Source organism: Mesorhizobium sp. P3_A8, assembly GCF_056402995.1.
Map to the genome: position 1 here is coordinate 294,463 of NZ_JBFUGI010000007.1, position 24,524 is coordinate 318,986.

Sequence of the window (24,524 nt, forward strand, 5' to 3'; positions counted from 1 at the left end):
ACGATGGCTGCCGCGTTCATTGCAGGTGTCGCCAAATCCGGGAGTCGGGACCATGACACTCACATCGCGTATTGTGCTGGCGCTTGCCGGACTTGGCGTCTTGCCGCTGGCCCCCGCATTCGCCGCCGACTATGACCCGCCGATCTATACCGACCAGGCCCCCGACTATGTGCCGGTCGAAGTCGGCTCGGGCTGGTATCTGCGCGGCGACGTCTCCTATCTGGCGCAGAAGAGCTTCAAGGAGGATGATTTCGCCTTCACGCCGGCGAGTTTCAGCGACAAGGAAGACCCAATCTTTGCCAGCATCGGCTTCGGCTATCACTTCAACGATTATCTGCGTGCCGATCTCAATCTCGGCTATCTGCCCGGCAACAAAATTGGCGTTGGTTACGACGACACACTGACCGTCGTATCGCCGGCAACCGCCACCGTGGCATCGGCGAGCCTGAAGAATTACGCGTATTCGCTCATGCTCAACGGCTATGTCGACCTTGGCACCTATGTCGGGATCACGCCCTATGTGGGCGGTGGCGTCGGTGTCGTGCAGAGCACGCACAAGCTTTCGGCGAGCTATTTCACCGACAATAACGACCCCACCGACGATTTCGTCCAGGGTGACGACAAGACCAAGTACTCCTTGGCCTATACGCTGAATGCCGGTCTGGCCTATCAGGTGACGAAGAACGTTTCCGTCGACCTGGGCTATCAATATTTCTCCGCCCCGGATGCCGAATATGTCACGGCCGCAAGCCTGACCTCCTATCCGGTCAAAAAGGGGATCAGCAATCACCAGGTCAAGCTCGGGCTGCGCTACGATCTCTGGTAGGCCTGGGGACGAACAGGATTTTGGCGGCGGATCCCTGCGGTCCGCCGTTTGCGTTTGAAATCACGCGATCCTGATCGCGGATCGCCGGTATCCCGGCAGCGACAAAAAATTTCCTCTTGACGCCCGAAGCCTGAACGCATATCGCCGTCCGTGGGCCACCCCTCCCCAACGAGGGGCCACTATCTGGAAGGATAGACCACGATGACGACGCATACGAAGCCCGGACTCCGTCCGGCAAACCCCAATTTCTCCTCAGGTCCCTGCGCAAAACGTCCCGGCTGGTCGGTCGAGGCGCTGAAGAATGCTGCGCTCGGTCGTTCCCATCGCGCCAAGATCGGCAAGACCAAGCTCGAACAGGCGATCGAGCTGACGCGCGAAATCCTTCAGGTCCCGGCAGACTACCGCATCGGTATCGTGCCGGCGTCGGACACCGGTGCTGTCGAGATGGCGCTGTGGTCGCTGCTCGGCGAGCGCGGCGTCGACATGGTCGCCTGGGAAAGTTTTGGCTCCGGCTGGGTCACCGATGTGGTCAAGCAGTTGAAGCTCGCCGACGTGCGCAAGATCGAGGCCGGCTATGGCGAGTTGCCGGATCTGGCCAAGATCGATTTCGACCGCGACGTGGTCTTCACCTGGAACGGCACCACGTCGGGCGTGCGTGTGCCGAACGGCGATTTCATCCCTGCGGATCGCAAGGGACTGACCATTTGCGACGCCACTTCGGCCGCCTTCGCGCAAAAGCTTGATTTCGAAAAGCTCGATGTCGTCACCTTCTCCTGGCAGAAAGTGCTGGGCGGCGAGGGCGCGCATGGCATGCTGATCCTGTCGCCCCGCGCCGTCGCGCGGCTGGAGAGCTACAAGCCTTCATGGCCGCTGCCGAAAATCTTCCGCCTGACATCGGGCGGCAAGCTGATCGAGGGCATCTTCAAGGGCGAGACCATCAACACGCCGTCGATGCTGTGCGTCGAGGACTATCTCGATGCGCTCCACTGGGCGAAATCGATTGGCGGCCTCGATACCCTGGTCGCCAGGGCGGATGCCAATGCGGCCGTCCTCGATGGCTTTGTCGGCAAATCATCCTGGCTCGGCCATCTCGCCGTCCAGCGGGCGACGCAGTCGAATACCTCGGTCTGCCTGGCCTTCACCGATCCGGATATCGCGGCGCTCGACGCCGACGCGCAGGGGGCTTTCGCCAAGGGGCTGGTTTCGGTGCTCGACAAGGAAGGCGTCGCCTATGACATCGGCTCCTATCGCGACGCGCCTCCCGGCTTGCGTATCTGGTGTGGCGCGACGGTCGAGACCTCAGATCTCGAAGCGCTGCTGCCCTGGCTCGACTGGGCTTTCGCCGCGCAGAAGGCGTCGCTGAAAGCGGCGGCCTGAGATTTCATGGCGGCCCGCGGGCCGCCATTTCCCCGACAATCCCTTTTCAAGGAGGCCGCCATGGCGCCCCGCGTTCTCGTCTCTGACAAACTCTCTCCCACTGCCGTGCAGATCTTCAAGGATCGCGGCGTCGAGGTCGACTACCTGCCCGACCTCGGCAAGGACAAGGAAAAGCTGCTTGAGGTGATCGGCCAGTATGACGGCCTCGCCATCCGCTCGGCGACCAAAGTCACCGAGAAGCTGATCAACGCCGCAACGAACCTCAAGGTCATCGGCCGCGCCGGTATCGGCGTCGACAATGTCGATATCCCGGCGGCGAGCCGCAAGGGTATCATCGTGATGAACACGCCCTTCGGCAATTCGATCACGACTGCCGAACATGCCGTAGCGATGATCTTCGCCCTGGCACGCCAGATCCCGGAAGCCAACGCCTCGACCCATGCCGGCAAATGGGAAAAGAACCGCTTCATGGGCGTCGAGATCACCGGCAAGACGCTGGGCGTCATCGGCTGCGGCAACATCGGCTCGATCGTCGCAACGCGCGGCGTCGGCCTGAAGATGCATGTCATCGCCTTCGACCCGTTCCTGTCGGACAAGCGTGCCGAGGAACTCGGCGTCGACAAAGTCGAACTCGACGAGTTGTTCGCCCGCGCGGACTTCATCACGCTGCACACGCCGCTGACCGACAAGACGCGCAACATCATCGATGCCGGGGCAATCGCCAAGATGAAGAAGGGCGTGCGCATCATCAATTGCGCGCGCGGCGGGCTGATCGTCGAGGCCGATCTGATCGCGGCGCTGAAGAGCGGCAAGGTGGCCGGCGCCGGCATCGACGTGTTCGAGGTCGAGCCTGCCGAACAAAACGAGCTGTTCGGCATGGAGAACGTGGTGGCGACACCGCATCTCGGCGCCTCGACGGCGGAAGCGCAGGAGAATGTCGCGCTGCAGGTCGCCGAGCAGATGTCGGACTATCTGATCAAGGGCGCCGTCTCCAACGCCATCAACATGCCGTCGATCACGGCGGAGGAAGCGCCGCGGCTGAAGCCGTTTGTCAAGCTCGCCGAAGTGCTCGGCGCCTTTGTCGGCCAGGTCACCGAGGATCCGATCACCGAGGTCGAGATCCTGTTCGACGGCTCGACCGCGACGATGAACACGCGCGCGCTGATCAGTGCGGCACTTGCTGGGCTGATCCGGCCGCAGGTCGCCGACGTCAACATGGTGTCGGCGCCGATCATGGTGAAGGAGCGCGGCATCATCGTCGCCGAGGTCAAACGCGACAAGTCGGGCGTGTTCGACGGCTATATCAAGCTGACCGTCAAGACCGAGCACAGGACACGCTCGATCGCCGGCACCTGTTTCTCCGACGGCAAGCCGCGTTTCATCCAGATCAAGGGCATCAATCTCGACGCCGAGGTCGGTCAGCACATGCTCTACACCACCAATGCTGATGCGCCTGGCATCATCGGCCTGCTCGGCACGGTGTGCGGCGAGAACGGCGTCAACATCGCCAACTTCCAGCTTGGCCGCAACCGGCCGGGCGGCGACGCCATCGCGCTGCTCTATCTCGATGCACCGTTCCCGGAAAAAGTGCTGGAGCAGGTGCGGGCGCACAAGTCGATCGACTCGGCCAAGCGGCTGCAGTTCGACGTGGGCGGGGTTTGATCCCTGGCTTGTTATGAAAGATCAGAAGGCGCGGCCTCGGTCGCGCTTTTTTGCTGCTCAGCGTGTCTTGGCTGGTGACCGCATCGCCATCTTGCGCCCGCTGTACTCGGCAAGCGCGATGCCGCTCAGCACGAGGGCCAGTGCCAGAGCCTGATAGAGCTGGAACGTCTCGCCGACGATCAGCAGCGAAAGCAGCGTGCCGAAGATCGGCACCAGATTGATGAACAGGCCGGCGCGATTGGCGCCGATCAGCTCGTTGCCCCTGATGTAGAATATCTGCGAGATGACCGAGGCGCCGATCGCGGTATAGACGATGACAGTCCAGCCGCGCGCATCGGGCACGATGACCTTGCCGGCGGCGATCTCCCACAGGAAGAAGGGCAGCGAGGTGATGAGTGCTGCGATCGACATGGCCAGCATCAGGCTCTGCCAATGCATCACCGGCTTCAGCCGCAAGCCGACCGAATAGCCGCTGTAAAGGATGACCGCCACCAGCATGATGGCGTCGCCGAAATTGAGCTCCAGCGTCAACAGCCGACGCGGGTCGCCATGGCAGGCGGTCAGGACGACGCCGGCAATGGTCAGGACGACGCCGGCAATCTGGGCCCAGTTCACGCGCAGCCGGAAGAAGACGAAATTGGCGACAATGATCAGGATCGGCATCGCCGCCTGTTCGATCGAGACGTTGATCGCCGTCGTGTAGTTGAGCGCCGTGTAGAAGATGGTGTTGAACAAAGTGAAGCCGCTGGCGCCAAGCGCCGCCAGGACGAACCAGTGCCGGCGCACCACGAGCCAGTCCTGCTGGATCGTGCGCCAGCCGATCGGCAGCAGGATCGCCACGGCCAGCACCCAGCGCAGGAAGACCAGCGTCATCGGCGAGACGTGATCGACCGCCAGCTTGCCGGCCACCGAATTGCCGCCCCACAACAAGGTGGTGAGCAGCAGGAACAGGTAGGCGCTTCGGTGCATCGCGGGATTCCCGCCGCGGCGGATGCGCAGCGGTGTTTGCCGGCCTATTGCCCCCGTCAGCCCAAGTAAATGATGACAAAGCCGAAAATTGTTGTGCCTCAGGGCATTTTCGGCGGCAAAGAAAGGTCGCACTCGCGAGGTCTTGACGCTATAGAGGCCTGTCGTTTCGAACCATATCCAAGCCGCTCGGCGGCGTCTCAAGGGAAAAGAAACATGGCCAATGTGGTGGTCGTCGGCTCGCAATGGGGCGACGAAGGCAAGGGCAAGATCGTCGACTGGCTGTCGGAGCGCGCCGACGTCGTGGTGCGTTTCCAGGGCGGCCACAATGCCGGCCACACGCTGGTCGTCGACGGCAAGGTCTACAAGCTGTCGCTGTTGCCGTCCGGTGTCGTGCGGCAGGGCAAGCTGTCCATCATCGGCAATGGCGTGGTCTTCGACCCGCATGCGTTCGTGGCGGAAGTGGCGAAGCTCAAGGCGCAGGGCGTCGAGGTTACGCCGGATCGCCTGAAAATAGCCGAAAACACAGCGCTTATCCTGTCGCTGCACCGGGAGCTGGACGGATTCCGCGAGGACGCCGCCTCAAATTCCGGGACAAAGATTGGCACGACCCGTCGGGGCATCGGTCCCGCTTACGAGGACAAGGTGGGTCGGCGCGCGGTGCGGGTGATGGATCTGGCGGATTTGGAAACACTGCCCTTGAAGATCGACAGGCTGCTGACGCACCACAATGCGCTGCGGCGTGGGCTTGGCCATGCCGAAGTCACGCATGACGCGATCATGAGTGAGTTGACCTCGGTCGCCGACGAGATCCTGCCCTATATGGACCGTGTCTGGAAAATCCTCGACGACAAGCGCCGTGCCGGCGAGCGCATCCTGTTCGAGGGTGCGCAAGGCACGCTGCTCGACATCGACCACGGCACCTATCCGTTCGTTACTTCGTCGAACACCGTGGCCGGGCAGGCGGCCGCCGGCTCCGGCGTCGGTCCGGGCGCCATCGGCTATGTCCTGGGGATCACCAAGGCCTACACGACGCGCGTCGGCGAAGGTCCGTTCCCGACCGAACAGAAGAACGAGGTCGGCGAATTCCTCGGTACGCGTGGCCATGAATTCGGCGTCGTCACCGGACGCAAGCGCCGCTGCGGTTGGTTCGACGCGGTGCTGGTGCGCCAGGCTGTCGCCGTCAACGGCATCAAGGGCATCGCGCTGACCAAGCTCGACGTGCTCGACGGGCTGGACGAGATTAAGGTCTGCACCGGCTATCGCCTCGATGGCGAGATGATCGATTACCTGCCGGCAAGCCAGGGTGCGCAGGCCCGTGTCGAACCGGTCTATGAGACGCTGGAGGGGTGGAAAGGCACCACTGCCGGCGCTCGCAGTTGGAACGATCTTCCGGCCCAGGCGGTCAAATATGTCCGATACATAGAGGAGCTGATCGGCGCGCCGGTCGCACTCCTCTCCACCAGCCCGGAACGGGACGACACGATACTTGTGACCGATCCGTTTCAAGACTAGTTTCTGAAGCCTTTCCGGGCATCGCGGCTGATTTGCGGGGGCCGGCGCGGAAGCAAAAATACAGGTCGACTGAAGCATGGCAGATTTTGTTGCTGTTCTGAAAAAGGCGCTCGACAAGTATGGCGAGCCGACGCCCGAGACGCGCACGCGGACCTATGACGGCGCGCGTTCCGCGCTGGTCAAGAAGCTTGCGGAATTTTCGCCACCGCTGTCGCCCGACGTCGTGGCCAAGCAGAAGCGTTCCCTGGAAGACGCGATTGCGAGCGTCGAGCGCGACTATGCCAAGAGCGTGCCTGAAGCCGATCCGCTCGCCGAGCTCGAGCACATCTTTTCCTCGATCGACCGCAACAAGAACCAGCCGAGCCACACGCGCCAGCCGGTGAAGGCGGAGTCGGCGTGGCCGGCGCCGCCGGCCGCCAAACCGGAACCCTACAAGCCGGAACCCTACCGCCCCGCGCCGCCGCCCGCCGCCAAGACCGAACCAAGCTGGCAGAAGGCCGCGCCGGTGCAACCGTCGGCTCCTGACCTTGCCGACCATGCCCTGCCGGGCATGGATGCGGACCAGGACGATGACCGCGCCGATGTCTTCCCGAATGACGACGAGCCCGCGGCTGCCGACACCTTCCAGCGTCTGCGTCCGGCCGAGCGCAAGCGCAGCTATGGCGGGCTGATCGCCGCTGTCGTTGCCCTGCTGGTCGTTGCCGGCGGCGGCTATGGCGTCTGGCTGAACAAGGACGCCTTCAGCAAGATGCTGGGCCTGGGCGGCAGCAAGGTTGTTGCCAAGACCGAACCGGTGAAACCGGCGCCGGCCAAGCCGGCGACCGACGCGGCGGCGACGCCGCCGGCGCCCGCGGCTGGTGCCGAAGGGACGAAATTCACGCAGCGGCTGACGCCTGAAGGTGGCGAAACCGACCCCGGCCCAGCCGGTGGACAGACCGGCATAGGCGAGGGTGAATCCGTCGCCGCGCTGACGACGCCGCCGACCGCTACGAATGCGCCGGTCGCGGCGCCACCGGCTGCAGCCGCGCCCGCCGCGGCGACACCTGCTGCTGCGGCACCTGCCGAGACCGCACCCGCAGCGGGCACCGCGCCCGCCGCAACCCCGCCTGCCAACGGAACCGCACCCGCGGCGCCGGCCGATGCGGCCGCCACGCCGCCGCCCGCTCCGGCAACCGTTACACCGCCCGCAGCCGCCACGCCCGCGGCGCCGGCGGCCGCTCCGGCGACGGCGACTTCGGTGCCGGTCGGCCAGAAGGCGATCTTCTATGAGGAGCGCACCAGCACGGCGCAGGGTTCGGCCGAGCCCGGCAGCATCGTCTGGTCGCTGGTGCAGGAATCGCCCGGCGGCGACCTGCCGCCCGAGCCGGCGATCCGCGCCGAAGCAACCATCCCCGGCAAGGACATCCAGTTGCGCATGACCATCCGCCGCAACACCGACCAGACGTTGCCGGCCAGCCATATCATCGAGATGATCTTCCTGACGCCCGACGGTTTCGAGGGCGGCGGTGTCGACAACATATTGCGCGTCGCCATGAAAAGCTCCGAGCAGGACGCCGGCAGCCCGTTGATCGGCATTCCGGCCAAGATCGCCGACGGCTTCTTCCTCGTCGCGCTCAACGACACCAAGGCCGACGAGGACGCCAACATGACCTTGCTGCGCGGCCAGGACTGGATCGACGTGCCGGTGGTCTACAAGACCGGCCGGCGGGCGCTGCTGACCATGGAAAAGGGCATTCCCGGCGAGAAGGTGTTCGACGAGGCGATCAAGGCCTGGCAGGCGAAGACGGCGGGCTGATAGGGCACGCCGTAGAGGCTGCCTTCGCTCAGAAGCCCTGAAATAGCATGTCGAGCGCGGCGACGATGTCGTCGTGGTGCTTCGTCAGGTTGAGCCGACTTTCACCCAATTCGCTCGCCGGAACGGTGGCAATAAGGTGTGTCGCCATGACCAGCTTCCGGCCGTTGATCTCGAAGATCGGGTGAAGTTTTCGCATCGGCGGCGGCACCGCTGCAATCGGAAGAAGCGGGACGACCACCCGTGTCTTGAAATTGTCGAGCAGGTCGGATTGAACGTCGAGCAGATAGTTGCCTTCGATGCGACCGGCGAAGACATCATAGCGGGCCATCAGAACTGCCGGTACTCTTCCAAAGGGATGCCGTTTTTCTCCACATAGTCGTTCCACGCATCCATCGTGGCCCGGTTCTCAAGCTTCCACAGCCGCGTTTTTTCAGCGGCCACCGCTTCCGCGATGCCAGCTTCTGCGGCGCGCGAGACATTGACGTCTAGCCCCTTGGCTTCCCGCATGAGGTTGGAATCGATCGACAGATTTGCTGGCTGACGGATCGCATTCAAGGCAATCTTACGCATAATGGCCTCCGCAACATGCGCATAATGTATGCGCATTCTCGTGCAGGGGCAATCGGGCGGCTCCGATGAGAGGTGCGGACGCCCGGCCCTACGCTATGGCTCCCAGCCCTCGGGCGAGCGCTTCTCACCCCTCCATCTCTTCCCGAAGCATCTCGAGTTCCAGCCATTCCTCCTCGAGCGCCGCCAGCGTCGCGCGCTCCTTGTCGAGGGCCGCGATGGTCTTCTGGAACGAGGCCGGATCGCGCTCGTAGTAGGCCGGATCGGCGATGTTGTTCTCCAGCCGTGAGATCGACGCCATCACCGCCTCGATCTTCTTCGGCAGTGATTCCAGCGCAAATTTCTGCTTGAAGGACAGTTTCTTCGCCGGTCCTTTTGAGGCTGCCGGCTCGCTCTTGCCTGGCGCCGGCGCATCGCCGACTTCGGCCTTGGTGCGGGCCTTGCGGTCGTCGAGACGGGTGCCGCCGCGCTGCGCCAGCATGTCGGAATAGCCGCCGGCATATTCGATCCAGCGCCCGTCGCCGTCCGGCGCGATCAGGCTGGTCACCGTGCGGTCGAGAAAGTCACGATCGTGGCTGACCAGGATAACGGTGCCGGCAAAACCGGCGACCAGTTCCTGCAAAAGTTCGAGCGTCTCCATGTCGAGATCGTTGGTCGGCTCATCGAGCACCAGAAGATTCGCCGGCCGCGCCAGCACGCGCGCCAGGATCAGCCGCGCCCGCTCGCCGCCGGACAACTCGCGCACCGGCGTGCGGGCCTGCTCCGGCTTGAACAGGAAGTCCTTCATGTAGGAGACGACATGGCGCTGCTCGCCATTGATCACGAGGTTTTCGCCGCGTCCATCGGTCAGGTATTGCGCCAGCGTCTCTTGAGGGTCGACGGCCTCGCGCTTCTGGTCGAGCGTGGCGATCTCCAGATTGGTGCCGAGCCGCACCGAGCCGGCATCCGGCTTCATCTCGCCGGTCAGCATCTTCAGCAAAGTCGTCTTGCCGGCGCCGTTCGGGCCGACGAGACCGACGCGGTCGCCGCGTTGGATACGGGTCGAGAAGCCCTTGACCACGGTGAGATCGCCAAAGCTCTTCTCGATGTTTTTTGCTTCGATCACCAGCTTGCCGGATTCGGCGGCGTCGCTCGCCACCATGGTGGCGTTGCCTTCGGCGCCGCGATGACCGCGAAAATTCTTGCGCATGGTCTGCAATTCGCCGAGCCGGCGCATGTTGCGCTTGCGTCGCGCGGTCACGCCATAACGCAGCCAATGCTCTTCGCGCACGATCTGGCGGCCGAGCTTGTGCTGCTCGCGCTCTTCTTCTTCCAGCACCAGATCGCGCCATTCCTCGAAATGGCCAAAGCCCTTGTCCAGCCTGCGGGTCTGGCCGCGATCGAGCCAGACGGTGGCGCGCGACACGCGCTCGAGAAAGCGGCGGTCGTGCGAGATGACGATCAGCGCCGATGAGGTGCGGACGAGTTCCTCTTCCAGCCATTCAATGACAGACAGGTCAAGATGGTTAGTCGGCTCATCAAGCAGCAGAATATCGGGCTCGGGCGCCATGACGCGGGCAAGCGCGGCGCGCCTCGCCTCGCCGCCGGAGAGATCGTTCGGCCGCTCCTCGCCCGACAGGCCGAGATGCTCCATCAGATAGCTGGCGCGGTAGGGATCGTCGGCGGGTCCGAGCCCGGCCTCGACATAGGCGCGTACGGTGGCAAATCCTTCCATGTCGGGCATCTGCGGCAGATAGCGGACGGTCGCCGAGGGCTGGCGGAAGACCTCGCCGTCCTGCGGTTCGATCAGGCCGGCGGCGATCTTGAGCAGCGTCGACTTGCCGGAGCCGTTGCGGCCGACCAGCGCAATCTTGTCGCCGGCCGAAGCCGTCAAGGCGGCGCCGTCGAGCAGCGGCGTGCCACCAAAGGTCAGTTTTATCCCGTCGAGATTGAGAAGGGGCGGGGCCATGTCAGCTTTCAGGCAAGGGATAGGGATGGGCGAGCAACAGTGCGCGGCCGTGGCCGAGCGAGATGTCGAGGCGGCCCCCGGTCTTTTCGAGCTTGACCTCGTTGGAGATGGTCAGCGACGAGCCGAAGGCCACTTCGACCTGGTTGAGCGGCCATTTGGCGCCGGTGACGGTCAGGCCGGCCAGTTCGGAAAAGCCGAGGATCGAAAACAGCGTGCCGTCGGCATAGTCGAAGCCGGCCTTTCCCAACAGCAAGGGCACGCCTTCCTGGGCGCCGCTGGTCAGCAGCACGTCCGTTCCAGCCTCGGCCAACCGCAGGGCAAGCGCCAGATGCAGGAACGCGTGGTCGGCACGCTTGCCGCCAAAGGCGCCCGCCAGCACCAGGCTGGTCGCGCCGCGCTCGAGGGCTGCAGCGATCGCCAGTTCGCCGTCGGTCTTGTCCTTTTCCGCCGGAAAGGTCTGGCGGGGCACAGCGGCGAGATCGTTCGGCAGATTGGCCGGCACGGAATCGAAATCGCCCACCCACAGTTCCGGCACAAGGTCGAGCATCCGCGCATGGCCGATGCCGGCGTCGGCGGCGATAACGCGGGAGCCCTCGACCTGGCGGTCGAGCCGGGGCGTGCGGATGAGATCGCCGCCAAGCAGGATGGTGAATGTGCTCATATCTGGTGGCCTGTACCAGCCCGGCAGCGGAAACGGAAGGCCGGCAAACTGCCACTTGCGTGGTTCCTCGGCCGGGCCTATGTGTCGAGACGCTCTAACGGGGTGCCGGCTGCGATCTTCGCGGACCGGCTGAGAGGCAATCTCGCCAACCCGCTGAACCTGATCCGGTTTGTACCGGCGGAGGGATTAGACGTTTCGGACAGTCCGACGCCTCAATTCCTTTCAATTCGAACGAAGGAGGCGCCGATGCGCACGCTTTTATACGCTCTTGTCTCAACGATGGTCGTGACGTTGTCCGGGCCGGCCTTGGCCAAGGACAAGCTCACCGTCTACACCTATGAAAGTTTCAGCGCCGACTGGGGTCCAGGCCCGGTGGTGAAGAAGGAATTCGAGGCCGAATGCGGCTGCGACGTCGAGTTCGTCTCGGTCGCCGATGGCGTCGCCCTGCTCAACCGCGTCAAGCTCGAAGGCGCATTGACCAAGGCCGATATCGTGCTCGGCCTCGACACCAATCTGACCGCCGATGCCAAGGCTAGCGGGTTGTTTGCCCCGCATGGCGCGGTCTCCGATGTCAACGTGCCGGGCGGCTGGACCGACGACACTTTTGTTCCCTTCGACTACGGCTATTTCGCTGTCGTCTATGACACGCAGAAGCTGAAGACGCCGCCCAAGAGCCTGAAGGATCTGGTCGAAGGCAGTGCCGACGACAAGATCGTCATCCAGGATCCGCGCACGTCGACACCCGGCCTCGGCCTGCTGTTGTGGGTGAAGTCGGTCTATGGCGACAAGGCGCCGGAGGCCTGGGCCAAGCTCAAGACGAAGGTGCTGACGGTGACGCCGGGCTGGAGCGAGGCCTATGGCCTGTTCACCAAGGGCGAGGCGCCGATGGTGCTGTCCTACACGACGTCGCCGGCCTATCACATGGTCGCCGAGAACACCGAGCGCTACCAGGCGGCGTCTTTCGAGGAAGGCGAGTATCTGCAGATCGAAGTCGCCGGCATCACCACCACGGGGGCCAAGAACCCGCTGGCGGCGAAGTTCATGGCCTTCATGACCGGACCGAAATTCCAGGATGCCATCCCCGAGACCAACTGGATGTTCCCGGCAGGGAAGACCGACAAGCCGCTCAACCCGGCCTTCGACAAGCTGGTCAAGCCGACCAAGACCTTGCTGTTCAGCCCCGAGGAGGTTGCCGCCAATCGCAAGGCCTGGGTGGATGAATGGCTGGCGGTGATGAGCAAGTAGGCAACGCGATGGTGCCGGCGCATCCCACGGACCATCGTGTCGGCGCCGGCATCCTGGCGCTTGCCGCAATCGCGCTGCTGATCGGCGGCGCGTTTGCCGGGCTGCTTGTCGAAGGCGCCTATGATCTTTCGGGCGCCTGGGCGGCTTTCGACCCCTATCTCCTGCGCGTCGTGCGATTCACGCTCTGGCAGGCAATCCTTTCGACGCTGCTTTCTGTCGGCCCGGCACTGTTCGTTGCGCGTGCCCTGTTTCGGCATCCGCGCTTCTTTGGCCGCGCCTTCATCCTGCAGCTCTTCGCCGTGCCGCTGGCGCTGCCGGCGATCGTCGCGGCGCTCGGCATCCTGGCGCTCTACGGCCGCGCCGGCTATTTCGCCGGCCTGTTCAGCGCGGTTGGCGGCCAGGGCTGGCCAGGCATTTACGGCCTGTCCGGCATTCTTGTCGCCCATGTCTTCTTCAACCTGCCGCTCAGCGTCCGGCTGTTCCTCGAGGCGCTGCAGACCATTCCCGCCGACCAATGGCGGCTGGCGAGCCAACTCGGCATGGGCGCGCGGCCGGCCTTCCGGCTGATCGAATGGCCGACGCTGCGCGCCGCCTTGCCGGGTGTCGCCGGGCTGGTCTTCATGCTGTGCATCACCTCCTTCACCATCGTTTTGACCCTTGGCGGCGGACCGGCCGCGACGACGCTGGAGGTCGGCATCTATCAGGCACTGCGCTTCGACTTCGATCCCGCGCGCGCGGTGACGCTGACATTGCTGCAGATCGCGCTGACCTTTGTCGTGGTGCTGGCGCTGACGCGGCTAGGCACCAATGTCGTCGGCGACACCAACCTGCCGGTGGCGCAGCGCCGCTATCTCTCGGTCGTTGGGACCGAAACCGTGTTCAACGCTGCGCTGATCGTGCTGGCGCTGCTGTTCGTTGTCGGGCCGATGGCGGCCACGGTGATCGCCGGGTTAGGGGCCGATCTCGGCCGGCTCGCCGGCGAAGCGACTGTCCGGCAGGCAACGCTGACCAGCGTCGTGCTCGCCTTCCTGTCGGCGCTGCTTTCGGTGATGCTGTCGCTGGCCCTGACCATGGCGCGGCGGGCGTTGGCGCTGGGCCGCCGCGCCGGTGCAAAGACACTGCTTGAACATGTAACCGATACCGGCGCCGGCTTTGTCCTGGTCGTGCCGCCTATCGTCATCGGCGCCGGCTGGTTCCTATTGCTGCGCCACGTCGGCGACGTCTTTGCCATCGCCCCGGTCATGGTCGTCACCGTCAATGCGGTCATGGCCATGCCTTTCGCGCTGCGCGCCGTGCGTCCCGCCTATGATGCGGCGAGCGAGCGTCACGAACGCCTTTGCGCGCAGCTGGGCATTTCCGGCTGGGCCAGGCTGCTTCTGGTCGACTGGCCGTCATTGCGGCGCCCGCTCGCCACCGCCTTCGCCTTCGCCATGGCGCTGTCGCTCGGCGATCTCGGTGTCATCGCGCTGTTCGGCAGTGATTCCGTGCAGACCTTGCCCTACCTTCTGCTTTCGCGCATGGGCAGCTACCGCACCGAGGACGCCGCGGGCCTGGCGCTGTTGCTTGGTCTGGTTTGCCTCGCCTTGGTGCTGGCAGCAGACTGGTTGGGAAGGGAAAAGGCCCGCAATGTCTGACGGGGCGATGAGCAGGAAGGGCGTTCCGGTGCGGCTGGACAAGGTCTCGTTCAGCTATGGCGAGGCATCGCACGCCTTCGATGTCGAATTCAATGCCGCAAAAATCACGGCCATCATGGGGCCGAGCGGTTCGGGGAAGTCGACGCTGCTCAACCTGGTCGCCGGCTTCGAGACACCGCAATCCGGCCGCGTGCTGATCGGCGGGGCCGATGTCGGCGCCGCGCCGCCGGCGGCGCGTCCGGTGTCGATGGTGTTCCAGGAAAACAACCTTTTCGCCCATCTTTCCGTCGAGCAGAATGTCGGGCTTGGCCGTTCGCCATCGCTGCGGCTGACCGAGACCGATCGGATCGCCATCGCCGAGGCGCTGGCGCGCACCGGTCTTGCCGGCAAGGAAAAACGGCTGCCGCGCGAACTCTCCGGCGGCGAGCGCCAGCGCGTCGCCCTGGCGCGCGTATTGGTGCGCGATCGCCCGGTGCTTCTGCTCGACGAGCCCTTTGCTTCGCTCGGGCCGGCCTTGCGCGACGACATGCTCGATCTGGTTGCCGGCCTCCATGCCGAGCGCGGCATGACCGTGCTGTTCGTCACGCACCAGCCTGAGGACGCCCGCCGTATCGGCCAGAATGTGGTGTTTCTGGACAATGGCACTGTTGCCGCCACCGGCACGGCGGACGATTTCTTTGCCGGGGCTGGCCCCGAGGCGTTCCGACGCTATGTTGGCACAAGCATCCAGACGGCTGGATCACGAGATATTGCCCGGAAGCGGACATAATTTACGCCCAAACCGGTCCGAGGCGATATGGCGCTTGCTTGCCATGACTGGAGTAGTGTGGCTAGGTCCGCTCAATACCGGTCCGGCATACGCCGTGATTTGCCTACAGCATCCGCCGTCCGCCCTGAGGGACGTGCGACGGATGCTGTAGCAGTTTGAAGTAGCGCGTGACACTCTTCGAAGATCGCCCCCGATCGTCGTCGTCATGCGCCGGGACCCGAAAGGAAGCCGTTCTGGCGATCGGCGTTGACAGGCTCAAAATGAATCCGCTGGCGCGCTTTCTGGCGCTGGCCGGTTTTACCGTGGCCTTGGCAAGCTGCCAGATGTTCACGCCTCCGGCGGTCCAGGAATCCGGCTTCCAGCCTTCCGACAAGCCGATTACGGTCGACAATGTCGGCGCCAACAACAAGCTCGCGGAGCTCGCCAAGGCGCAGCATCCGCGCATCCTGGCGACCTATGGCGGCGAATATTCCGATCCCAAGCTCGAGCGCATGGTGGCCAAGGTCGTCGGCAATCTGACCGTGGTGTCGGCAAACCCGACCCAGACCTACCGCATCACCATCCTCAATTCGCCCAACGTCAACGCCTTCGCGCTGCCGGGCGGTTATCTCTACATCACGCGCGGCCTGCTGGCGCTGGCCAATGATTCGTCCGAGCTCGCCGCCGTCATCGCGCATGAGATGGGCCACGTCACCGCCAATCACGGCTTGCAGCGTCAGCAGTTGGAGGCCGAGGAAGGCCTGGCGACGAAGGTTGTCTCGGATGTGCTGGGCGACAGCCCGACCGCCAAGGCGGCTTTGATCCGCGGCAAGCTCCGGCTGGCGCAGTTCTCGCGCAACCAGGAGCTGGAAGCCGACGCCATCGGCATCAAGTCGATCGGCGAAGCCGGCTACGATCCCTATGCCGCCGGCCGATTCCTGCAATCGATGTCGGCCTATACCGATTTTCGCTCGATCAGCGGCGCCACCGATGCCAGCCTCGACTTCCTGGCGACGCACCCCAACACGCCGCAGCGCATCGACCTTGCGCAGCGCCATGCCCGCCAGTTCGGCGCGCCCGGCGTCGGCACGCGCGACCGCGATTCCTTCCTCGCCGGCATTGACGGCCTGCTCTATGGCGACACGCCGGAAGAAGGCTATGTGCGCGGCGAGACCTTCCTGCATCCGGGCCTCGGCGTGTCGTTCACGGTGCCGGACGGCTTCATCATCGACAATTCGGCGGCGGCGGTAACGGCGACCGGCCCTGGCGACATAGCCATCCGCTTCGACGGCGTTTCGATCGACAAGAACCGCGCCTTGACCGACTATATCAGAAGCGGCTGGGTGGCTGGCCTCGACGACAGCACGGTCAAGCAGGAAACCATCAACGGCAATGAGGCCGCGACCGCGCATGCCGGTGCCGAAGGCTGGCAGTTCGACATCGCGGTGATCCGCGCCGGCGGCCAGGTCTACCGGCTGCTGACGGCGGCACCCTCTGCCAGCACCTCGCTGGAGACGGTGGCGCGCTCGGTCAGCGGGTCGTTCCGTATCCTCAGTCCCGCTGAAAAGGCGGCCTTGAAGCCGTTGCATATCCGCGTGCTCACCGTGCAGCCGGGCCAGACCATGGGCTCGCTCTCCGCGCAGATGGTCGGCGTCGACCGCAAGCTCGACCTGTTCCGGGTGCTCAATGCGCTGTCACCGGGTGCCGCGGTTTCGGCCGGCGACAAGGTCAAGATCGTCACCGACAAGTAAATCGGTGTCGGCGTTCAGTCGGCTGCGGAACAATCAATTTCGACACTGTCTGTTCCGACGATGCGCCCATGGCATCGCTGTCGTCATCCGTCACTGCCGCCACCGCTGGTGCTGTGGTCGGAGTTGCCGCCGCCATTGCCGCGCCAGAGCACTGGTCCGGTTTCACTTGGCACTGTCGGGGCCTTTGGCTTGGCGATCTTCGGCCGCGGCGGTTTTGGCACGGGTGTACGGATCACCTTTGTCTTCGTGATGACTTTGATCACCACCTTGGGCGTGCACGCCGCGACTGTCAGCGTGCTTGGCCTGGGCGAAAGACCGAGAATGCCCATAGAATAAGCCTCTTGCCGTTCGATGCCAGCCTTGAGGAAAGCCAAGGCACGGGCCGGATCGGCGGGCACGCCATTGCGGCCTTCCTGGAAGATCATCGCAAGATCGTTCATGGCGTTGATATGCCCCATCGCTGCTGCCTTGAGCATGAGGTCAAGCCCTTTGCCGGTATCGCGCTGGACGCCGACGCCATCGAAAAGGGCCTGGCCCCACGCGCTCATGGCGTAGGGGTCGCCTTTGTCGGACGCTTGCGAATAGAAATCGTTCCCCTGCGTGGCATCCACGGGCATCCCTATTCCCGAGGCGGCGAGGTAGCCGAGCTCGTAGACGGCGCGGACGTGTCCCTTGTCGGACGCCTCCTGGATCGCCTTCCTGGCCTCGTCGATGTTGCCGGCGACCAGCAGCGCCCGCCCGAGTTCGTAACGGAAGCGGGCGACATCGGGATAGGCTTTCACCGCCGCCTCGCAGGCCTCGACCGCGCCGTCTGCGATCTCGTTCGGTAACCGGCCTGGGACGACGCCTTGCAGGTCGAGCGGCTCGCCAGCGGCCTGGTCGCAGGGGTCAACGCTCGGCGACAGCTTCATCTTAGCCCGTTTCGACGTGTTGCCGGCGCGGATTTGAAAGTTAATCTCGACGGGAGCGGTCGAGCCGATCTGCGGCTCGTAGCGCAATTGGTCGACTTCAGCGGCCATCAGGCTCGACTGCGGCGATAGGACGCGATCCGGCAGGGACAGCGTTCCAGCTGCCGGATAACCGGCAAGTTTGAGGCTCGTCGAGACATCCTTGGCCGGAAAATCCAGCTTCAGCGCAACCGGACCGACGCCGACCGGGACGCTGATGTCGCGATTTTCGATAGCTTCGGCGGCAGTGCCGACCTGGATTCCGCGCTCCGCCACCTGCTGGTTTTGCTGGGCGTCGGGCGCCGCCAGCGTGGATTGCCCCGCCGCGCGCATCAGCACGACATCGTCGATCAGCGAGGAATTCTCCCACGGAACCTGCCTGCCATTGGTCGCCTTGACCACATCGCGGCGCACGGCGGCCATGACGGCGCGGATTTCCTGGTTCGGCGCCAGCGCGCGGCGCGAAAAGGCGGATGAGAAGGGGCTAAGATCGCCGGACCCGTCATAAGCGACAGCGCCGGGCCCGGTGGCAAAGGCAATCAGCGCATTCTGCGAGCCGGTCACCTCCGCGAGCCCGGTGCCGCCGGAGACGATCAATTGGTCGCGCAGCCAGTAGTCCTTGCGCGGGAAAGGATTGTTGCGGCAGGCATCGAGGATGATCAGCTGGACCTTCGACTTCGGCCGCAATTGCTGCAGTATGTCGTCAAGCCTGATGGTCTGGACCTCCATGTCGGCCGCATCCTTCAACGACGCATCGACCGGGATCAGGAAATTCTGGCCCCCGATCTGAAAGCCGTGGCCGGAATAATAGACGACGGCGAGATCGGCGCCGTCGGCTGCGGCCAGATAGTTGCGGAACTTCTCTTCGAATTGGAGCTTGGTCACGTCCTTGGCGACGAAGACGTCGAAGCCGGCCTGCCGGAACGTGTTCGAAACGTCCTCAGCGTCCTTGTTCGGATTCTTGAGGGCCGGGATTTCCCGATACTGCGAATTGCCGATCACGAGCGCAACCCTTCGATCGGCGCGTGCGTCGAATGTCGACAGGGTCATGAGGATCAAGGCAGCAAGGAACGCGCAGCGTTTCAGCATGGCAAAACCCATAGTTGTTATGGTCTTGTAGCCTAAAGAGGCTTTTTGCCATGCTTTGGTCTTTTAGAGAAATCACAATCCTCAGATTAAAAAGAATAGATTCTCCCGTGATCGTGGAATATCTTATTTAAGATAAATCTTATGTTTTATATCTCGAATCTCTGTATTGGGATCAGGCGGCTGTCGCCAGAAATTCCGGGTTCTGTTTCACCAGCGCGACCTTGAGCTTTTCCATGGCGCGGGCCTCGATCTGGCGGACGCGTTCCTTGGAAATGCCGAGCGTCTCGCCGAGTGCTTCGAGCGTGGCGCCGTCATCGTTCAGCCGGCGTTCCTCGATGATCCTGAGTTCCCGTGCATTGAGCGCGTGAAGGGCCTCTTTCAGCCACAGCGAGCGACGTGCGACATCGATCTTGTCGCCGACAATCTCATCGGGCAGGGGGTCGTCCGAGACCAGGAAGTCCATCCGCTCGGTGGCGCCCGCATCGTCGGCAAGCGGCGCGTTCAGCGAGGAGTCGGGCGCGGAGAGCCGTGAATCCATCATCGCCACGTCAGCCTCGGAGACGCCAAGCGCAACCGACACCTCGCGGTAGAGGCTTGTGTTGGAAAGCGGCTCCGCGCCGTTCGCCAGCCGGGCACGCAACCGTCGCAGGTTGAAGAACAGAGCTTTCTGCGCAGAACTCGTCCCACCGCGCACGATCGACCAGTTGCGCAGGATGTAATCCTGCATCGAGGCGCGGATCCACCACGTCGCATAGGTCGAAAACCGCACTTCGCGTTCGGGCTCGAAGCGGGCGGCGGCCTCGAGCAGGCCGACATGGCCTTCCTGGATCAGGTCGCCGAGCGGCAGGCCGTAGTGACGGAATTTGGAGGCCATGGAAATGACCAGCCGCATATGGGCGACGGTGATGCAGTGCAACGCGTTCTGGTCGTTGTCTTCCTTCCAGAGCAAGGCCAGCCGATGTTCCTCGTCCCGTTCGAGGTAGGGCGCCTTCATCGCCGCGCGGACCATGATCCGTCCTGCCGTGTCTTGCATCATGAGGTGCTCCCTGGCTCAGGCGCTATGACTGAGGTTACGAACTTGGCAGGGCACCGGTTGAAATCGCGGCGTCGCGCCCTAGAACAGCCAAAACGTGTGGTGTGCGGGAATGGTTCCCTGGCTGTTGCCAGGCGGATCATCTTGCTTGAGCGATGTCAGCACGGGCCAGTAACGACTTCGAATGTCGCCAAGAAACGACGTTTCGAGAATCTGATTTCGGAAATGCTCTGTTTTTGAAATTCAGTTCCTTATTTTTTCCGGTTGCATCTGCCATTTTCCAGCCCTCACAACATGCCGGGCAACCGGCCAAGGACGGGATCACAGAAAAATGAAATGGCTCAAGTCGTTTATCGTCGCTGGAACGCTGCAGGTTCTGGCTGTCGCATCAGGCCATGCCGGCGCCAATCTTGATCAGATCAAGCAGGCCGGCACCTTCAAGGTCGGCACCGAGGGCACCTACGCACCCTTCACCTATCATGACGCTTCGGGCGCGCTGGTCGGCTTCGATGTCGAGATCGCCAAGGCAATCGGCGACAAGCTTGGCGTCAAGGTCGAGTTCCTCGAAGGCAAATGGGACGGGTTGATCGCGGGCCTCGACGTCAGCCGTTATGACGCCGTCATCAACGAGGTCGGCATCACCGACGCCCGCAAGGCAAAGTACGACTTTTCCGATCCCTACATCGCCTCCAAGGCCGTGCTGATCGTGCGCGGGGACAACACCGACATCAAGACCTTTGCCGATCTCAAGGGCAAGAAGTCGGCGCAGTCGCTGACCTCGAACTTCGGCAAGCTGGCTGAGACGAACGGCGCCGAACTGGTCGGCACCGACGGTTTCGACCAGTCGATCCAACTGCTTTTGACCGGCCGCGCCGACGCCACCATCAATGACAGCCTGTCCTTCCTCGACTTCAAGAAGCACAAGCCCGACGCCAATGTGAAGATCGCCGCGCAAGAGGAAAACGCCGACTATTCCGGCGTCATCGTGCGCAAGGGCGATCCCGAGCTGGTCGCCGCCATCAACAAGGCGCTGGCCGACATCAAGGCCGACGGCACCTACAAGAAGATCGCCGACACCTATTTCGGCCAGGACGTTTCGAAGTAGTTTTTCGAGGCGGGGTTTGATTGTCGCCCTGCAAGGCATCCAGCGGCGAGCCGTCTTTGACGGCTCGCCGCTTTTGTCGTGATATGGCGCCTGAATTCGCATTTCGACCATTCATTCTGGAGGGCCTTTCGTGCCGCACTGGCTGCAACTGATGCTGGAGTCGCTGCCTTCGCTGCTCTGGGCCGCTCTGATCTTCACCGTGCCGTTGACGCTGTTATCCTTCGTCCTCGGCCTGACGGTTGGCCTGGGGGCAGCGCTTGGCCGGCTGTTCGGGCCAAAGCCGCTGGTCGCGCTGGTGCGCTTCTATGTCTGGATCTTCCGCGGCACGCCGCTCCTGGTGCAGCTGTTCCTGATCTTCTACGGCCTGCCGTCGGTCGGCATTCTGCTCGACGCTTTCACGGCAGCGTTGATCGGCTTCACGCTCAACATCGGCGCTTACACGTCGGAGATCATCCGTGCGGCGATAGGCTCGGTGCCGAAAGGCCAGTGGGAAGCCGCCTATTCGATCGGCATGACCTGGAGCCAGGCGATGCGGCGCACCATCCTGCCGCAAGCCGGCCGTGTCGCGGTGCCGCCGCTTTCCAACACCTTCATCTCGCTGGTCAAGGACACCTCGCTGGCTGCCGCCATCACCGTGCCGGAGATGTTCCAGGCAGCACAGCGCATCGTCGCCACCACCTATGAGCCGCTGATCCTCTATGTCGAGGCGGCGATCCTCTATCTGGCGCTGAGCTCGGTGCTGTCGGCCCTGCAGACAAGGCTGGAAACCCGGCTCAACCGCTATGGCGGCTTCTTGGAGGCACGCTCATGATCGGCCTCAGCAACATCGAAAAACGCTTCGGCGACAATCTCGTGCTGAAGGGTGTCACCGTTACCATCGCCGAAGGCAGTGTCACAGCGCTTGTCGGTCCTTCGGGCGGCGGCAAGAGCACGCTCTTGCGCTGCATCAACCTGCTCGAGATCCCGACTTCTGGCACGGTGCGCATCGGCGACGAGACGCTCGAATTCCGCCCAGGCGGCAAGGTCGCGGCCAAGGATATCCAGCGCCTGCGCCTGCAGACCGGCATGGTGTTCCAGAATTTTCAGCTGTTCCCGCATCGCACGGCGATCGAGAATGTCATGGAAGGCCTGGTGACGGTGCTGAAATGGCCGACGGAGAAGGCGCGCGAGCGGGCGCTCGCTTTGCTGGAAAAGGTCGGGATGGCGCACAAGGCCGATGCCTGGCCGGCGACGCTGTCGGGCGGCCAGCAGCAGCGCGTGGCGATCGCCCGTGCGCTCGCGCCGTCGCCGAAGGTGCTGCTCTGTGACGAGCCAACTTCGGCGCTAGACCCGGAACTGGCGCAAGAGGTGGTCGACGTGCTCGGCAAGCTTGCCAGCGAGGGCACGACCATGGTGATGGCGACGCATGATTTGCGGCTTGCCTCCAAGATCGCGCAGGAAGCGGTGTTCCTCGATGCCGGCGTCATCGTCGAGAAAGGGCCGTCCGCCGTGCTGTTCGGCAATCCGGAGCAGCAGCGGACGAAGCGGTTCATCGCGACGCTAAAGCAGGAGGCGGAGAAGGAAGGCGGCGGTCAGGCGTAGACGCGGCCCTCGTTTCGCCTGTTCGAAAAACAAAAACCCGGCGCGAGGCCGGGTTTTCTAAATTCAGAGACGAAGGGATCAGGCAGCTTCTTCCTGCTCGGCTTCCTCATTGTCGGCCTTGGCGCCGCGCTTAGGGCCCTTGTTGAGGTTGACCTCGATCAGGCGCACGGCTTCGGTTTCCGACATGCGGTTGACGGCCGCGATCTCGCGGGCCATGCGGTCGAGTGCCGCCTCATAGAGCTGACGCTCGGAATAGGACTGCTCCGGCTGGTTGTCGGCACGATAGAGGTCACGCACGACTTCCGAGATCGAGATCAGGTCGCCCGAATTGATCTTGGCATCATATTCCTGGGCGCGGCGCGACCACATGGTGCGCTTGACGCGGGCGCGGCCCTGCACAACCTTCAGCGCGCGCTCGACATAATCCTCTTCCGACAGCTTGCGCATGCCGATGGAGGTCGCCTTGGCGACCGGCACCTTCAGGCGCATCTTGTCCTTCTGGAAGTCGATGACGAACAGTTCGAGCTTGTGGCCAGCCACTTCCTGCTCGTCGATCGACACGATCTGGCCAACGCCGTGCGCCGGGTAGACGATGTACTCGCCGGTCTTGAAACCATGACGCGCACCAGTGGACTTCTTCTGGGGGGTGATCGTTGCCATTACGCCCTGAACTCCTTGTTGTGGTACCGGCGTCCTGCCGGCCCGAACTCGTGCGACCGGGGGAACCGATCGTTAGCCGCACAACAGATGAACCCCACCGGAAAGGCCGGGACCGGCAAACCGCACGAACTGCGACCGCCTGGCCCAGATCGCTCTGGTCCGGAGTGGGATCTTCACCTTTCAGTGATTTGGGGCGTCTGCGCCATAAATCGACGTTGTGTCACCGGCATGTTTCGCTGATGTAGCACAAAAAGTCGGAAGAATCAAGGTTTTGCTGCATTCGCGAAGGCCACAACCAATCGCCGCCTGTCAAGGCGGTTCATCCGACGTGCCTGTTACGCTGCGTCATACAAGCCTTTACGGCCGACTTGTCAATCGCCCTCGCCGGGCTCGGCGGAGAAGTATTTCTCGAACTTGCCGGCCTCGCCGTCGAAGGTCTTGGCGTCTGCCGGCGGCTCCTTCTTGGCGGTGATGTTGGGCCATTTGTCGGCATATTCGGTGTTGATCTGCAGCCATTTGTCGAGGCCGGGCTCGGTGTCGGGCTTGATCGCGTCGGCGGGGCATTCGGGCTCGCAGACGCCGCAGTCGATGCACTCGTCGGGGTGGATGACGAGCATGTTGTCGCCCTCATAGAAACAGTCGACCGGACAGACTTCGATGCAGTCCATGTATTTGCATTTGATGCAATTGTCGGTCACGACATAGGTCATCGGTCGGCTCCGGGACGTCCCAGCTTATTGGGCCAGTTTTCTTGGGCTTTTTCCGTGAGGTAACGCCTTTGTCGGTCGCTTGCAAGGGTTGCCATGCCCGGCAGCTTCGGCGTTTCCGGAATGGAATTCCAGACAGCAAGCGCGCCAGGGGCGTGCGATGTCGCGTCGAGCGTCTTGTTTGCCGGGTTCGGTTCCGTCGCGCCTCCGCCGTCGGCCTGAGATCGCGGCCCCCGTTCCGCTCGGCAAGCCTCAATCTTCGCCATGCAAGCGGTCGGTCTGGCGGCGCTCTCTTTTGGTCGGGCGGCCGCTGCCGGCCTCGCGCAGCGCCGGGATAGCATCGGGAAGGGCTTCGCCCTTCGGTGTGGGTGGCGGCGACATGTCCTCATAGAGGGTGCGGGCTTCCTCGGCCGGGCCGCGCCGGACGCCGGCGGCGAGCACCTTCCAGACGAAGATGCGCCGGTCGAGCGTGATGGTCAGGACGTCGCCCGGCTTGACCAGATCGGAGGCCTGCGCTGCTTTGTCGCGATTGATGCGCACCCGCCCGGCAACGACCAGCTTTGCCGCCAGCGAGCGCGATTTCACCGCGCGCGAGAAGAACAGCCATTTGTCGATACGCTGGCGGCCTTCAGCAACCATCGAACCCGCCTAGAGCATGATGCCGAAAAGTGCGAAGCGGTTTTCGGGCGACATCATGCTCCATCTCT

22 protein-coding genes and 1 riboswitch are annotated in these 24,524 nt (G+C 63.5%); of the genes, 12 read left to right on the top strand and 10 right to left on the bottom strand.

Annotated features, from left to right (window positions below; translation table 11 throughout):
* Nucleotides 1-52 precede the first annotated feature (52 nt).
* The 3 genes from AC1DX4_RS18890 to serA all read left to right on the top strand — a co-directional run bounded on the left by AC1DX4_RS18890 (nucleotide 53) and on the right by serA (nucleotide 3,865).
* On the top strand, nucleotides 53-826 hold the full coding sequence (locus AC1DX4_RS18890; protein ID WP_477221723.1) for an outer membrane protein: 774 nt from the start codon (nucleotides 53-55) through the stop codon (nucleotides 824-826).
* A 201-nt stretch (nucleotides 827-1,027) separates the two neighbouring features.
* Nucleotides 1,028-2,203, top strand: coding sequence for a phosphoserine transaminase (locus tag AC1DX4_RS18895; protein ID WP_477221724.1), 1,176 nt, complete (start codon nucleotides 1,028-1,030; stop codon nucleotides 2,201-2,203).
* Nucleotides 2,204-2,263: 60 nt separating this feature from the next.
* On the top strand, nucleotides 2,264-3,865 hold the full coding sequence (serA, locus tag AC1DX4_RS18900) for a phosphoglycerate dehydrogenase (protein WP_477221725.1): 1,602 nt from the start codon (nucleotides 2,264-2,266) through the stop codon (nucleotides 3,863-3,865).
* A gap of 57 nt (nucleotides 3,866-3,922) precedes the next feature.
* Here serA and AC1DX4_RS18905 read toward each other — a convergent pair whose 3' ends face one another.
* Nucleotides 3,923-4,834, bottom strand: a complete 912-nt coding sequence (locus AC1DX4_RS18905; protein WP_477221726.1) for a DMT family transporter — start codon at nucleotides 4,832-4,834, stop codon at nucleotides 3,923-3,925.
* A gap of 213 nt (nucleotides 4,835-5,047) precedes the next feature.
* Between AC1DX4_RS18905 and AC1DX4_RS18910 the strand changes: the two genes are divergently transcribed.
* Both AC1DX4_RS18910 and AC1DX4_RS18915 read left to right on the top strand, forming a co-directional pair.
* Nucleotides 5,048-6,346: an adenylosuccinate synthase gene (locus AC1DX4_RS18910; protein ID WP_477221727.1), complete on the top strand. Its 1,299-nt coding sequence runs from the start codon at nucleotides 5,048-5,050 to the stop codon at nucleotides 6,344-6,346.
* A 76-nt stretch (nucleotides 6,347-6,422) separates the two neighbouring features.
* A complete protein-coding gene (locus AC1DX4_RS18915; protein ID WP_477221728.1) occupies nucleotides 6,423-8,141 on the top strand; it encodes a hypothetical protein in 1,719 nt (572 codons plus the stop codon).
* A 28-nt stretch (nucleotides 8,142-8,169) separates the two neighbouring features.
* Here AC1DX4_RS18915 and AC1DX4_RS18920 read toward each other — a convergent pair whose 3' ends face one another.
* The 4 genes from AC1DX4_RS18920 to AC1DX4_RS18935 all read right to left on the bottom strand — a co-directional run bounded on the left by AC1DX4_RS18920 (nucleotide 8,170) and on the right by AC1DX4_RS18935 (nucleotide 11,317).
* Nucleotides 8,170-8,469, bottom strand: coding sequence for a CcdB family protein (locus AC1DX4_RS18920; RefSeq protein WP_477221729.1), 300 nt, complete (start codon nucleotides 8,467-8,469; stop codon nucleotides 8,170-8,172).
* Nucleotides 8,469-8,711: a type II toxin-antitoxin system CcdA family antitoxin gene (locus AC1DX4_RS18925; RefSeq protein WP_056576468.1), complete on the bottom strand. Its 243-nt coding sequence runs from the start codon at nucleotides 8,709-8,711 to the stop codon at nucleotides 8,469-8,471. The genes AC1DX4_RS18920 and AC1DX4_RS18925 overlap by 1 nt, the downstream gene beginning before the upstream one ends.
* 124 nt (nucleotides 8,712-8,835) lie before the next feature.
* Entirely contained in the window at nucleotides 8,836-10,656 is a 1,821-nt protein-coding gene (locus AC1DX4_RS18930; protein ID WP_477221730.1) for an ABC-F family ATP-binding cassette domain-containing protein, read from the bottom strand.
* 1 nt (nucleotide 10,657) lies between these two features.
* Nucleotides 10,658-11,317 carry a thiamine diphosphokinase gene (locus AC1DX4_RS18935; RefSeq protein ID WP_477221731.1) on the bottom strand — a complete coding sequence of 220 codons (660 nt, stop codon included), beginning with the start codon at nucleotides 11,315-11,317 and terminating at the stop codon, nucleotides 10,658-10,660.
* A gap of 88 nt (nucleotides 11,318-11,405) precedes the next feature.
* Nucleotides 11,406-11,520: riboswitch (TPP riboswitch) on the top strand.
* A gap of 43 nt (nucleotides 11,521-11,563) precedes the next feature.
* On the opposite strand from AC1DX4_RS18935, the gene thiB reads away from it, so the two are divergent.
* The 4 genes from thiB to AC1DX4_RS18955 all read left to right on the top strand — a co-directional run bounded on the left by thiB (nucleotide 11,564) and on the right by AC1DX4_RS18955 (nucleotide 16,695).
* The gene (thiB, locus tag AC1DX4_RS18940; protein WP_477221732.1) at nucleotides 11,564-12,562 is read left to right on the top strand and encodes a thiamine ABC transporter substrate binding subunit; all 999 of its coding nucleotides are present in this window, start codon (nucleotides 11,564-11,566) and stop codon (nucleotides 12,560-12,562) included.
* Nucleotides 12,563-12,570: 8 nt separating this feature from the next.
* Nucleotides 12,571-14,196, top strand: coding sequence for a thiamine/thiamine pyrophosphate ABC transporter permease (gene thiP / locus AC1DX4_RS18945; protein WP_477221819.1), 1,626 nt, complete (start codon nucleotides 12,571-12,573; stop codon nucleotides 14,194-14,196).
* Nucleotides 14,189-14,965, top strand: coding sequence for a thiamine ABC transporter ATP-binding protein (gene thiQ / locus AC1DX4_RS18950; protein ID WP_477221733.1), 777 nt, complete (start codon nucleotides 14,189-14,191; stop codon nucleotides 14,963-14,965). The genes thiP and thiQ overlap by 8 nt, the downstream gene beginning before the upstream one ends.
* 260 nt (nucleotides 14,966-15,225) lie before the next feature.
* Nucleotides 15,226-16,695, top strand: coding sequence for a M48 family metalloprotease (locus AC1DX4_RS18955; protein ID WP_477221734.1), 1,470 nt, complete (start codon nucleotides 15,226-15,228; stop codon nucleotides 16,693-16,695).
* An 83-nt stretch (nucleotides 16,696-16,778) separates the two neighbouring features.
* On the opposite strand, the gene AC1DX4_RS18960 is transcribed toward AC1DX4_RS18955, so the two are convergent.
* Together AC1DX4_RS18960 and AC1DX4_RS18965 are read right to left on the bottom strand one after the other, a co-directional pair.
* The gene (locus AC1DX4_RS18960; RefSeq protein ID WP_477221735.1) at nucleotides 16,779-18,731 is read right to left on the bottom strand and encodes a caspase family protein; all 1,953 of its coding nucleotides are present in this window, start codon (nucleotides 18,729-18,731) and stop codon (nucleotides 16,779-16,781) included.
* 172 nt (nucleotides 18,732-18,903) lie between these two features.
* Entirely contained in the window at nucleotides 18,904-19,767 is an 864-nt protein-coding gene (locus tag AC1DX4_RS18965) for an RNA polymerase factor sigma-32 (protein ID WP_477221736.1), read from the bottom strand.
* A 328-nt stretch (nucleotides 19,768-20,095) separates the two neighbouring features.
* On the opposite strand from AC1DX4_RS18965, the gene AC1DX4_RS18970 reads away from it, so the two are divergent.
* The 3 genes from AC1DX4_RS18970 (at nucleotide 20,096) to AC1DX4_RS18980 (ending at nucleotide 22,450) form a co-directional block, all read left to right on the top strand.
* Complete coding sequence (locus AC1DX4_RS18970) at nucleotides 20,096-20,869, top strand: amino acid ABC transporter substrate-binding protein (protein WP_477221737.1); 774 nt, start codon at nucleotides 20,096-20,098, stop codon at nucleotides 20,867-20,869.
* Nucleotides 20,870-20,999: 130 nt separating this feature from the next.
* Nucleotides 21,000-21,680 carry an amino acid ABC transporter permease gene (locus AC1DX4_RS18975; protein WP_027041978.1) on the top strand — a complete coding sequence of 227 codons (681 nt, stop codon included), beginning with the start codon at nucleotides 21,000-21,002 and terminating at the stop codon, nucleotides 21,678-21,680.
* Nucleotides 21,677-22,450: an amino acid ABC transporter ATP-binding protein gene (locus AC1DX4_RS18980; protein WP_477221738.1), complete on the top strand. Its 774-nt coding sequence runs from the start codon at nucleotides 21,677-21,679 to the stop codon at nucleotides 22,448-22,450. Before AC1DX4_RS18975 ends, AC1DX4_RS18980 begins: the two co-directional genes overlap by 4 nt.
* Before the next feature lie 78 nt (nucleotides 22,451-22,528).
* Here the strand turns inward: AC1DX4_RS18980 and AC1DX4_RS18985 are convergent, their stop codons facing one another.
* From AC1DX4_RS18985 to AC1DX4_RS18995, 3 genes are all read right to left on the bottom strand, one after another.
* The gene (locus AC1DX4_RS18985) at nucleotides 22,529-23,110 is read right to left on the bottom strand and encodes a CarD family transcriptional regulator (protein ID WP_010911999.1); all 582 of its coding nucleotides are present in this window, start codon (nucleotides 23,108-23,110) and stop codon (nucleotides 22,529-22,531) included.
* A 371-nt stretch (nucleotides 23,111-23,481) separates the two neighbouring features.
* Nucleotides 23,482-23,820: a ferredoxin FdxA gene (gene fdxA, locus AC1DX4_RS18990; protein WP_027041976.1), complete on the bottom strand. Its 339-nt coding sequence runs from the start codon at nucleotides 23,818-23,820 to the stop codon at nucleotides 23,482-23,484.
* 249 nt (nucleotides 23,821-24,069) lie between these two features.
* Nucleotides 24,070-24,456 (bottom strand): RNA-binding S4 domain-containing protein, encoded by a 387-nt coding sequence (locus AC1DX4_RS18995; RefSeq protein WP_477221739.1) that lies wholly within the window; start codon nucleotides 24,454-24,456, stop codon nucleotides 24,070-24,072.
* Nucleotides 24,457-24,524: the final 68 nt, after the last annotated feature.